This is a genomic window from Mixta hanseatica, assembly GCF_023517775.1.
Lineage (GTDB): Bacteria > Pseudomonadota > Gammaproteobacteria > Enterobacterales > Enterobacteriaceae > Mixta > Mixta hanseatica.
On record NZ_CP082904.1, the window covers coordinates 3,500,765 to 3,512,684 of the forward strand.

The 11,920-nt window shown below is 54.7% G+C and carries 11 protein-coding genes; 2 read left to right on the plus strand and 9 right to left on the minus strand.

Translation table 11 applies throughout. The features are described from left to right. Positions 1-22: 22 nt before the first annotated feature. A complete protein-coding gene (locus tag K6958_RS16665; protein WP_249892150.1) occupies positions 23-2,299 on the minus strand; it encodes a molybdopterin guanine dinucleotide-containing S/N-oxide reductase in 2,277 nt (758 codons plus the stop codon). A 184-nt stretch (positions 2,300-2,483) separates the two neighbouring features. On the opposite strand from K6958_RS16665, the gene galR reads away from it, so the two are divergent. Beyond that, entirely contained in the window at positions 2,484-3,485 is a 1,002-nt protein-coding gene (galR, locus tag K6958_RS16670) for an HTH-type transcriptional regulator GalR (RefSeq protein ID WP_249892151.1), read from the plus strand. 376 nt (positions 3,486-3,861) lie between these two features. Here galR and K6958_RS16675 read toward each other — a convergent pair whose 3' ends face one another. The 7 genes from K6958_RS16675 to K6958_RS16705 form a co-directional block, all read right to left on the minus strand. Next, the gene (locus K6958_RS16675) at positions 3,862-4,119 is read right to left on the minus strand and encodes a hypothetical protein (RefSeq protein ID WP_249892152.1); all 258 of its coding nucleotides are present in this window, start codon (positions 4,117-4,119) and stop codon (positions 3,862-3,864) included. Beyond that, positions 4,113-5,228 carry a DUF8093 domain-containing protein gene (locus K6958_RS16680; RefSeq protein ID WP_249892153.1) on the minus strand — a complete coding sequence of 372 codons (1,116 nt, stop codon included), beginning with the start codon at positions 5,226-5,228 and terminating at the stop codon, positions 4,113-4,115. Before K6958_RS16680 ends, K6958_RS16675 begins: the two co-directional genes overlap by 7 nt. Before the next feature lie 397 nt (positions 5,229-5,625). After that, positions 5,626-6,087: a GNAT family N-acetyltransferase gene (locus tag K6958_RS16685; protein WP_249892154.1), complete on the minus strand. Its 462-nt coding sequence runs from the start codon at positions 6,085-6,087 to the stop codon at positions 5,626-5,628. Next, positions 6,084-6,857, minus strand: a complete 774-nt coding sequence (locus tag K6958_RS16690; RefSeq protein ID WP_249892155.1) for an FCD domain-containing protein — start codon at positions 6,855-6,857, stop codon at positions 6,084-6,086. Before K6958_RS16690 ends, K6958_RS16685 begins: the two co-directional genes overlap by 4 nt. A 76-nt stretch (positions 6,858-6,933) precedes the next feature. Further along, positions 6,934-7,251: a PTS sugar transporter subunit IIB gene (locus K6958_RS16695; protein WP_249892156.1), complete on the minus strand. Its 318-nt coding sequence runs from the start codon at positions 7,249-7,251 to the stop codon at positions 6,934-6,936. 10 nt (positions 7,252-7,261) lie between these two features. Continuing rightward, positions 7,262-8,689 carry a glycoside hydrolase family 1 protein gene (locus K6958_RS16700; RefSeq protein ID WP_249892157.1) on the minus strand — a complete coding sequence of 476 codons (1,428 nt, stop codon included), beginning with the start codon at positions 8,687-8,689 and terminating at the stop codon, positions 7,262-7,264. A 9-nt stretch (positions 8,690-8,698) separates the two neighbouring features. Continuing rightward, complete coding sequence (locus K6958_RS16705) at positions 8,699-10,036, minus strand: PTS sugar transporter subunit IIC (RefSeq protein WP_249892158.1); 1,338 nt, start codon at positions 10,034-10,036, stop codon at positions 8,699-8,701. Between the two features lie 181 nt (positions 10,037-10,217). Here K6958_RS16705 and K6958_RS16710 point away from each other — a divergent pair, with 181 nt between their 5' ends. Then, on the plus strand, positions 10,218-10,526 hold the full coding sequence (locus tag K6958_RS16710) for a PTS lactose/cellobiose transporter subunit IIA (RefSeq protein ID WP_249892159.1): 309 nt from the start codon (positions 10,218-10,220) through the stop codon (positions 10,524-10,526). Between the two features lie 43 nt (positions 10,527-10,569). On the opposite strand, the gene lysA is transcribed toward K6958_RS16710, so the two are convergent. After that, on the minus strand, positions 10,570-11,820 hold the full coding sequence (lysA, locus tag K6958_RS16715; protein WP_249892160.1) for a diaminopimelate decarboxylase: 1,251 nt from the start codon (positions 11,818-11,820) through the stop codon (positions 10,570-10,572). Positions 11,821-11,920 lie beyond the last annotated feature (100 nt).

An 11,920-nucleotide genomic window follows, 5' to 3' on the forward strand; every position in this document is an offset into this window, starting at 1 on the left:
ATGTAACCAGCTATGTGATTTATCAGCCCTTTTGCAATGTTTGCCGTTGACGAATCTCGACCAGACAGGACATGGCGTTCGGCCCCTGCGTTAATAATGAAGTACCGATATCCAGCGTCAGAACATTGGGATTACCGGCGCGATCCCAGGGCTGCCAGGCGCCGCCAAAGCCAGGGTCGAACCAGGCACCGGTAGAGGTCACCACCACGCCCGGCGTTAGCCCCTCGTTCAGCTTAACGCCCGCCAGCATTATGCCGCGCGCATTAAATACCTCGATTTCACTACCATCGCTGATACCGCGCGCCGCGGCATCCTGCGGATGCATCCACAGGGTTTCATGACCGGCGGTTTTGTTCGCCTGGACGTTCGGCGTGGCATCAAGCTGGCTGTGCAAGCGGTCGGCGGGTTGAATGGAGATCAAATGCAGCGGAAAACGCGCTGCCTGCTCGCTGCCCAACCATTCCTGCGGCGCGCGCCATTCCGGGTGTCCGGCCATATCATTCAGCTGATAATCGGCAATAGTTTGACAAAAAAGCTCGATTTTCCCGCTACTTGTTTTTAGCGGGCTGGCCTGCGCATCGGCGCGAAAGTCGGACATAAAAACATAGTCGCGCTCGCTGGCCGGCAGCTCAACATAGCCGCGCTGCCAGAAGGCCTCAAACGCTGGCCACTCGACGCCTTTGCGCTGCTGCGCCTCGCCGCACTGCTGATAAAGATGGGCGATCCATTGCATCTCATTGCGGTTTTCAGTAAAGCGTTCGCGATAGCCGAGGCGCTCGGCCAGATCGGCAAAAATATCAAAATCGTTACGCGCCTGATGCTGCGGGGCGATGGCCTGATGCATGGCGAAAACAAAGCGATCGCGTGAGGATCCGCCAATATCGTTACGTTCCAGGGTAGTGGTGACCGGCAGTACGATATCCGCCATCTGCGCTGCCGGCGTCCAGACAATATCCTGTACGATAACCGTGTCCGGCCGCTGCCAGCCCTCCACCAGCCGGTTAAGCTGCTGATGATGATGGAAAGGGTTACCGCCCGCCCAGTGCATCAGATGAATATCGGGATAGCGATGCGTTTGGCCCTGGAAAGCGTAACTTTCCCCGGGCTGCAGCAGCATATCGCAGATACGCGCCACCGGAATCGCCAACCCGGCCGGATTGGGTCCGGTGGGCAGCTGCGGCGCAGGCGTATCAATGCGCGGGTTGCCCACGCTGTTCATCGAGCCATGTCCAAACGAGAACCCCGCCCCCGGCAGCCCCGGCTGCCCCAGCATGGCGGAAAGCGCAATCATCATCCAGTAGGGCTGTTCGCCGCGATGCGCACGCTGTACCGCATAGGAACAGGTGATAAAGCTGCGTTTACCCGTCAGCTGACGCGCCAGTTCGCTGATGCGTTCCGCCGTAATGCCGGTGATTGTACTAGCCCACTGCGGGGTTTTCGCTACGCCGTCACTTTGTCCCAGCAGATAATCGCGCAGCTGGGGATAGCCGACGCAGTGGCTGTTAAGGAAGTTATAATCCGCCGCGCCCTGGCGTTCTATTTCATATCCCAGCGCCAGCATCAGGGCGACATCGGTATTCGGGCGAATCGCTATCCAGTCGGCATTCAGAAAGGCGGGGCAATCATCGCGCAGCGGGCTGACGTTAATTACGCGCGTACCTTTGCGTGCCAGCTGTTCCAGCGCCGGTTTCAGGGTATGTTCGCCCGCCCCGCCCGATGCCACCTGCGCATTTTTCAGCGCCAGGCCGCCAAAGGCCAGCACCACTTCCGCATGTTCAATTACGCTCGGCCAGTCGGTTACGCGTCCGGTGAGCGGCATATAAGTGCCGATAACATAGGGCAGGAAGAACTGCGCTGCGCCCCAGCTGTAGTTGCCCAGCTGATCTACGCCGCCGCCGCCGTTAAAGTAGAAGCGTCGTACCAGCGTGCGCGCATGGTTTACCCGCCCTGCCGAAGACCAGCCATAGGAACCGGTGAAGATACCGTCAGCGCCGTAGCGTTCGCGCACGCGCTGATTCTCTTGCGCGACCAGATCAAGTGCGGTTTCCCAATCCACGGCGATAAAGTCTTCACGCCCACGCAGCGTACGATCGCTGTTTTCCCGCGCTTTTAGCCAGGAACGCCGCACCATCGGCTGGCGAATGCGCTTATCCGAATAGACCAGCTGCGGGATGGTTTGCAACATAGGCGAGGGATTGCTGTCAGCAAAAAAGGGTTCACAACCGGTAAGTCGGCCATTTTCGGTGACGGCGGTAAAAGCGCCCCAGTGGGCGAGATGCGGAACTTTTTTGATGGTCATGGTGCGGGTGCAAAAGCCAGCGAAAGAGACAGACGGGCATGGTAGCCTTTCCCGCCAGGAAAATAAAAGTGCAATATTCGGCGCGCTTTGCGACGGGGCTGGCATTCTGTGCGGTTGAACTTGCAGGTCTTTTCCGCAACACTCTCTTTATGTGTAAACGTTTACCCCGGAAGGTACTCTATTCATGGCAACGATAAAGGATGTCGCCAAACTGGCCGGCGTTTCTGTCGCCACCGTTTCGCGCGTAATCAACGATTCTCCTAAGGCCAGTGAGAACTCTCGTCTGGCGGTGTTTAGCGCGATGGAACAGTTGCAATATCACCCGAACGCCAACGCGCGCGCGCTGGCTCAGCAATCAACGGAAACCATTGGTTTGGTGGTCGGTGATGTTTCCGATCCGTTTTTCGGCGCTATGGTGAAGGCCGTCGATGAGATAGCCTGGCAGACCGGTAATTTTTTGCTGATTGGCAACGGTTATCATAACGAGGTGAAAGAGCGGCAGGCGATTGAGCAGTTGATGCGCCATCGTTGCGCGGCGCTGGTGGTGCATGCCAAGAAGATCGCCGATGACGAGCTGGAGAATCTGATGCAGCAGATGCCGGGTATGGTGCTACTTAACCGTTCTCTGCCCGCCTTTCAGCAGCGCTGTATCGCGCTGGACGATCGCTACGGCGCCTGGCTGGCAACCCGGCATTTGATTCAGCAGGGTCACGATCAGATTGCTTATATTTGCTCTACGCATACGATTTCCGACGCCGAGGAGCGTTTACAGGGCTATTACGATGCGCTGCGAGAGCACAGTTTGCCCTGTAACGATCGCCTTGTGGCGTTTGGCGAGCCGGATGAAGTCGGCGGCGAGCAAGCGATGACAGAGCTGTTAGGTCGCGGCAGAAATTTTACCGCCGTCGCCTGTTATAACGATTCGATGGCGGCCGGTGCATTGGCGGTGCTGAGCGATAATGGTGTTCGCGTGCCGGAGGAGATGTCGTTAATCGGCTTTGACGATGTGCTGGTGTCACGCTATGTGCGCCCGCGTTTAACCACCATTCGCTATCCGATAGTGACGATGGCGCAGCAGGCCGCCGAGCTGGCGTTAGCGTTAGCGAATAATCAGCCGCTGCCGGAGGTAACGAATACGTTTAACCCCACGCTGGTACGCAGACATTCGGTTAGTCCGCCGGGTTGAGGTTAGGCTTGTTGGGTGCCAGCGATGAGAGAGGCTACGGGCACCGGTTATATGAGACATTACGGGTGCCGGTCACGAGAAGGACGGGCAGTTCCGGCGGGACGGCATAAACCTATCCCTGGGGCCTCCGCCCGCCTACCCTGCCCGTCCCTCTCCTTCCCCTGAGATCTCACTAACGTCACTTAACCTTCTAAAAGTCAAAATCAGTAAGGCGACAGCATCGGGCACAAAAGTCAGCAAAGCGACAGCAAACAAACGCAGGAGCCAGCGACCAAAAACAGAGTACTGCAAAAATAATACAAGCACTCAATAAATCAACGTATCCTTTATAAAAAACAACGAAATCTGGCATCCTTAAAATACTTATTAATAAGCATTACTCAGTGCTTTTTTGTATATTATTCAGCAACTCAACCCCTTGTGCAGATACACAATAATAATCCATACCTTCGGGGCTTCTGGGCACTATATCAACTAAACCCGATTTAGCCAGATTATCCATAATTTTTGCAACATGGCCTCCTCCATCCAGCTTCCGCTGAGTCAGAGCACGATCAAGATTGTACCAGGTCCAATTTACATCGTTTCTGGAGGCTAACAACTTCAAAATATTCAGTTCTGTACTATTTACCATAAGGGAGCATCCGGATGATAAAGTTTATCGCCAGTTATTCTGTACTCTTCGAGAGTAGCAGTATGTGTATTGTTCCATAAATCATAGGCCTCAATGTTATCGCCTGGCCTACCCGTTTCCCATCCTAAATTACAGTAACGTTGATACTCTCTGCATTCATGAGTATAAAAATTTAAATCTACCTGCTCTACGGAAATCTTACCATCAGCAATTTTCTTTAACCTGTTGACCATAAATTCGTTACCTGGATCAAAGCGAGATATATGTTTTTCAACAATAGCTATCCCTTTGTGAGTGATTGTTACCCCCTCCGTTGTTAGATACTCAATGGGACCACCTGCCTGTTCAGGATCAAACGGTCTTGATGTATAAGTGCCTTTGGCACCTAAGGTTTCCAGTTCGTTAAGATCGGGAAACTTTAATTTCCCCATCGTTAAACCAGCGGCTATCGAAGCGCCCGCAATAAGCAAGCCTTTGGCCTGATCCGACATCATCTGATCATAACCGGCGGGCGCCTCGCCTCCCAGCTGTTCTGCGGTCTGCCTGAACCCGTCAGGGTTGCCGTTATACATTCCGCCTGCCGCCAGCAGCCGTCCGGCGGCTTTGCTGTTGATAACGCTCAGCGTCGCGGGCTGTGATATTTGCGCCTGGCGGGCAGGTAACGCTGTGGGACGCGGTTTTCCGCCCCGTTTGCTGTAGTCGCGGCGGGTAACTGACCGGTTATATTCCCGGATAATATCCCGCGCCCCGTCAAACTTAAACGCCAGCCGGTCGCGGCAAATCAGTGCGCCGCGCTCATCAATATAAAACAACGATCCCTTTGAGAAAGAATAGCCGCCGAGCATCACCACCTCGCCGCTGAAGAGCATTCTTTTCAGCTTTTCCCGCTCCCGTGGCCCGTGCGGCGGCGGCTGGTTGTTGTAACCGTTAAAGGCGCGCTCATGCATATTAATCAGCTTAAAATCCAGCCTCTGGCGATCATCAAAAACATATTTATCTTCAATTCGGGACCAGGCAAAAACAGGGCTGGTTATTTCCTCGTATCTTTCCGGCGCCAAATCGTCACGCGGCAGGTAATAAAGATCGGTTCCGGGCAGGCTGAAACTCATACATCATATCCTTATGATGACTATCGCAGCATCAACCATTACATAATTATTAGACCTGTTTCAAGCCAGAACAATCCATTATTTTAACCCGAACACACTTTCAGGATAATGGGTTGAATTATACAATTACAACAAGTAATAACGCTTGCCGTTTATATAAAAATCCAATCCAGCACGCATATTAAAATCAACCATATCGGTTGTAATAAATATTAATTTTTACCAAACCTAAGACTGGCGCGCCGATATATCCAATGCGATATTTTCCCATCACGAAAAAATTGATTGATGCCGGTCACGAGACAGTTTACGAGTGCCGGTCACAAGAAGGACGGGCAGTTCCGGCGGGACGGCATAAACCCATCCCTGCCGCAGAACGTATTACACCAGCGTAACCTTATCCCAGCGCCTTGTGATACAACCGAACCACGACATCGGGATAATCCAATGCATCGCCGATATAGCGCCAGCCAAAGCGCTCGTAATAATCTGCGCATAGCGCATACAGATAAAGATCGGCAAAACCGCGCGCGCGGCACCAGCCCTCCGCATACGCCTGCAGGGCCGCGCTAAGGCCGGAGCCGCGAGCTGACTCATCGACATACAGCGCCGCCAGCCACGGAAACAGATCCTGACGGCTAATCAAATCACAACGCCAAACGCCTACCGTCCCCACCGGACGTTCGCCATCCAGCGCTACAAACGTCTGCGGGAAATCTGCTCCCTGCATACTGCTCTCTATCACGCTGGTGAAAAACCCCCCGCTCTTCTCATCGCCAAACGCGCGCCACAACCACTCCACCAGCTGCGGCTGACAGTGCGGCACCTCAGACAAAGGAACAATATGCCAACGGCTCATACCAGTTTCCCCTGAAAAATAGGCACCGATTCAAACAAATACCCATCGAAATCCGGCGCGTCGGCATCCGACAGCTCCATCAGCGTATTCTTCACGTTCTCTAAATGCTGCCACATCCCCTGCCAGGCACCCATCACATCACGGCGGCGTAAAGCTGCCAGAATCGTCTGATGGTCGCTCAGCCACTTCAACCGGTAACTGCGCGTTTCAATATGCCTGCGCAACTGCTGCCACAGCGGATTATTTTCATGATGCCGCCAGATACTCTTTACCGTATCCATCAGCATCTGATTCTGCGTCGCGCCCGCCAGCAAAAGATGAAACAGACGATCGTTATCCTGACTGGTATCATCCAGCGCAATCGCGCGCTGCTCCTGCTCCAGCGTACGCCGCAAATTCTCGATATCGGCTTTGGTCGCCATGCGCGCGGCGAAAGCGGCTATATTACTCTCCAACAGCTGACGCGCCTGCAGCATCTCAAACGGTCCAACATCGCTGCGGAAAAATGCCTCCTCCTCGTCGCTGCTGGCGCTGGGAATGCGCATCACATACACGCCCGAACTTTGACGAATATCGACCGTCCCCTCCAGCTCCAGCATCAGCAACGCTTCGCGGACGATGGTACGGCTCACGCCCCAGGTTTCTGCAAGATTGCGCTCCGGCGGTAAACGTGAACCCACCGGATAAAGCCCGGCGACGATCTGCTGGCGCAAATGCTCGCCAATCTCCTGATACTGCTTTCTCTCTTGCGGCGCTGCGCCCTTATCCACTTCATCACCCTTAGCCCGTTGACCACACCATCCCGTAGCGCCTGATTAACCGGTAACAACTGATGGCGACACTCCGCTAGTTTATCAAAGCCAGCGCCTGATCGAGTACTTTTGCGCCATTGAGCGTGCCGTAGGCCAGCGTATCAATCACCGCGATCGGAATCTGATGGCTATCGGTCAGCTTCCTGTTCTCTTCCAGCTTAAAACGCACCTGCGGCCCCAGCAGCACCACCGCCACCTCGCCGGGATAGTTTTGCAGCTCCTCGCGCAGGTTTTGCTCCGGAATAGCGTAAATTTTATAGCTCAGGCCACGCGCCGCCGCTTCTTTCTCCATGCGCGTCACCACCATTGAGGTCGACATGCCTGCCGCGCAGGCCAGTACGATACGTTTCATTTGCGGCTCCTTATTTAGGTTGATCGTCCAGCGTCAGAGTTAACTGACGACTGACGCGCAGCTGACGAAACCAGTGCGCTGACTTTTTCATGCGCCGCTGGCGCTGATGCTCTAAATCGATTTCAATCAAACCATAACGATTCTTAAACGCATTCATCGGCGACACGTTATCGGTAAACGCCCACAGCATATACCCCTGACAGTTACTGCCCGCCTGGCGGGCCAGCAGCGCCTGATAAAGATGTTCGGCGATGAAAGCGATGCGATAATCATCCTGAATTTCTCCGTCGGCATCCCTGAAGCGCGCTTCGTTTTCAATACCCATGCCATTTTCTGCGATAAACCACGGGAAATTGCCATATTCGTCGCGCATCCGGCGGGCAATATCCGCCACGATACGCGGCTCGATCTCCCAGCCGCGCGACGGATTCATCCTGCGGCCCGGCAGCTCAAAAGGCTCATAGTAGTAAGCGGGGTGAAACGGCGTATCCGCATGCCAGGCGCGCGACGGCGCTTTTACCCGATGCGGATAGTAAAGATTCAAACCTACTTCATCGACGCGATGCGCCGCGATCAGCGCCAAATCTTCCTCGCTGTACTGCCATGCAATCTGATGCTGCGCTAACAGCTGCAGCAGCGCGGGCGGATACTCGCCCTTGATCGCCGGATCGAGAAATACCCGGTTATAAAACAGGTCATACATCTCTGCTGCTTTTCTGTCATGCGGCGCGCTGGATCGCGGCCAGGTTACCTCCGGGTTTAAAATCGTCCCGATAGTGCCCGCCCAGCCTCCGGCGCGAAACAGCGCCACCACTCGCGCAGTCGCCAGATTTTTATGGTGATTCCACTGCATCCAGGTTGCGGTGCTTTGCTGCCCGGGCCAGCGCAGCGCATCGAGGTAAACGCGGGTTTGCACCACAATCGGCTCGTTAAATACAAACCAGCGCTTAACCCGATGCGCATAGCGTGCAAATACCTGTTCCGCATAGCGAACAAACAGATCCACCACCTTCTTCGCGCCCCAGCCGCCATACTTTTCCAACAGTATCGCCGGCAGTTCGTAATGCTCCAGGCAGAGCATCGGCTCTATGCCGTTGGCCGCCATCTCATCCAGTAGGCTGTCGTAATAGCTGGCGTACTCTTCATCCACCTGCGCCGTTTCATAATCAAGCAGAAAGCGCGACCAGTTAATGGAGGTGCGATAGTGCGTCAGCCCGCAGGCCTTCATTAACGCCACATCTTCCCGATAGCGATTGATAAAATCGGTCGCCACCGCCGGGCCGTAGCCGTTATGCCAGACATGACGATCCTGCTGATACCACGCATCCAGATAAGAATCCTGACCCGCTTTCTTGCCGTGCCAGCCCTCAGTTTGCCAGGCAGACGCCGCCGCGCCCAGAATAAAATCGGGCGGAATATCAATGGTGACTTTGCTCATCCCAACTCCTTAAGGCTGCGCCAGCTCCGGCTGCTGCAGGGCTTTCGCCTCGGCGGCTTCGGCGCGGCGAGCGGCGATTTTGACAAACGGCAGATAAATCAGCACCGACACCACAATACACACCAGCTGGGTCACCACAGCGCCCATCGACCCGGCGGTAGAAAGCCAGGCGTTAACAATCGGCGGCGTGGTCCAGGGCACCATCACCACCGCTTTGCCGGCAAAGCCGGTCAGCGTGGCGAAATAGCCGATGGAGCCGGTGACCAGCGGCGTAATAATGAACGGGATCGCCAGAATCGGATTCAGCATGATCGGCATGCCGAAAATAACCGGCTCGTTGATATTAAATAGCCCCGGACCAAACGAGAGTTTGGCAATCTCGCGCATCTCTTTGCGTTTGGTCGCCAGCATCACCGCCGTCAGCAGGCCGATAGTCAATCCAGAGCCGCCGATGCTCATATAAACATCCCAAAACGGCATGGTAATAATATTGGGCGCCTCTTTTCCCTGCTCGAAGGCGCTCATATTTACCAGGATCGCTCCCAACAGCAGCGGCTCGCGGATCGGTTTAATCATCTGGTTGCCGTGGATGCCAATCACCCAGAACAGCTGGGCGACAAACATCAGCAGCAGAATGCCCCACAGGCTTTGCACCACCGACTCCAGTGGCTGCTGCACCACGCGGTAAACCGCATCATAGAGATACATGCCGCTGACCTGATGGAAAATAAAGCCGAAAGTGGCGATAGCCGACACGGTAATGATCGCCGGGATCAATGCCGAAAAAGAGGCGGACACATTTGGCGGCACGGTATCGGGCATTTTGATCTTGAGCCGATCGACATTTTCCAGCCGACAATAAATCTCTACCGACAGGATGGCGATAAACATGCCGAGGAACAGGCTTTTCGTATCGGAAAACTGCTTCGCCAGCACGTCGGTCACCAGCCGCATCTGCCCGTCGACCATCATTTCCAGCGTGGTCGGCGTAACGGCGATAAAGCAGATCACCGCCAGCAGGCCGGGAAACAACGTTTTGATGCCGTTAATTCTGCCCAGCTCAATACCAATTAAAAACACCGCGCCGATATTCAGGAAGCTCAGCGTGGCATAGTTAATACTGGTGGTAATCGGCTTGAGATCGGCAAGGAAAGAGAGCGCCTGGAAACTGGCGAGGCCGTTTTTAGCATCCAGCACCATATTGGAGATCAGTACCGAAAAGGCGCCAACGATAATAACCGGCATCAACGTAATAAAAGAAGCTTTGATCGCCATGATGTAGCGATAGCTGTTAAAGCGCGTGGCGAAGCTTCCCAGCGAGTCAATGAGTCGATCCTGTAGAGACATAAGCAAAACCCCAGGGCAAGTGAGTAAGCGTCCTGTTGTGACAACCCAACCCTTCCCTGATATGGCATACCAAAATTAGCTGAATGAGCGCTTTTTTCTGTGAGCTTTAGCGCAGTTCGGTTATTTGGTATTCCAATAAGATAATTAACTCAAATCTGGTATACCAATAATCGAGGTGAGTATGGATTTTGAACAAGTCATCATGGAGTTGCTGATTAACGCTGGCGAGGCGCGATCGCATGCTATGAGCGCCATTCAGTCAGCCCGCAGACGAGAGTGGCAGCAGGCGGATGAGGCGCTGGCCGCTTCGGCGGAGGCCTCAAAGGCGGCGCATCGTATCCAAACGCAGCTGATCGGCGCCGATGAGGGCGAAGGAAAATTACCGGTGACCTTGATCCTGGTACATGCCCAGGATCATTTGATGAATGCCATGCTATGCCGGGATCTGGCGGAAGAGATTGTGCTGCTACGCAAAGAGCTGCTGGCGTAACGCGTGGGCTGCGCCCGCCGTGGCGGCAGGAACAGCCCGTCGATTAGTGCTCCAGCGCCAGCAGCTCTTCGATGGTCTGGCGACGGCGGATCTCGCGCGCCTCGCCGCCATCAAACAGCACCTCAGGGATCAGCGGTCGGCTGTTATAATTAGAGGACATGGATGCGCCGTACGCGCCGGTATCGTGGAATACCAGATACTCGCCCGTCGTCATTGCCGGCAGCAGACGCGTTTCCACCTTACCGCCCTCCTGCTGAGTAAATACATCGCCCGATTCGCACAGCGGTCCCGCTACTACCGTTTCATGCAGTTCCCGTTGTGCGGCAGCGTTATCCGCCGCAAGCAGCGAAATATGATGATAGCTGCCATACATAGAAGGACGCATTAAATCGCTGAAGCCTGCGTCCACCAACACAAAGTGACGGCTGCCCATCTCTTTCACCGCCCGCACCTGCGCAACCAGCACGCCCGACTCGGCCACCAAAAAACGCCCCGGTTCGATCTCTAACTTCACCGCATGGCCTAAATGCGCCGCAATACGTTCGCGCGCGCTGTGCCACAGGCTGTAATAGTGTTGCGTATCGATCGCCTCTTCGCCGTAACGATACGGAATTGACAGCCCGCCGCCAGCAGAGATTGCTGAGATATCCCTATCCAGCGCGATCACATGGCTGACCATCGCATCGCATACCTGTTCCAGGTGGGCATAGTCCACGCCGGAGCCAATATGCATATGAATGCCCACCAGTTGCAGATCGTACTGCTGAATAGCCCGTAGCGCCTGCGGCAGATCGTCGTGCCAGATACCGTGCTTGCTGTTTTCGCCGCCGGTATTGGTTTTTTGGCTGTGCCCGTGTCCAAAACCTGGGTTGACCCGCAGCCAGACCGGATGGCCCGGCGAGCGCTCGCCCAGCTGAAGCAGCATATCCACCGAACCCGCATTCACCGGAATGCGCAGCTCGGCGACGCGTGCCAGCGTAGGTTTATCCAGCACATCTGCGGTAAAAACGATCTCATCGCCGCCGGCAACATAGCCTGCCGCCAGCGCGCGTTCAATTTCGCCCAGTGAAACGGAATCAACTTTCACGCCCGCGGCGCGCATCAGACGCAGGATATGAATATTCGAGCAGGCCTTTTGTGCAAAACGCACTACATCAAACTGCTGTAGCTGAGCGATGCGCTGGCGAATAATCTCCGCATCGTAGGCCCAGAACGGACCATCATAACGTTCGGTAAGCGGCAACAAATTAGCGGCGGTCAGAGCGCTGTCAGACTGATTAAGCGGGCGTGGCATGAGCAATCTCCTTTACATTTTCTCCATTACGCCACAGCGCTTTTAGTGTGAAAAATATCTGTTTCTGCAGAGTCTATGCAAATATGATATGGCTTTCGCT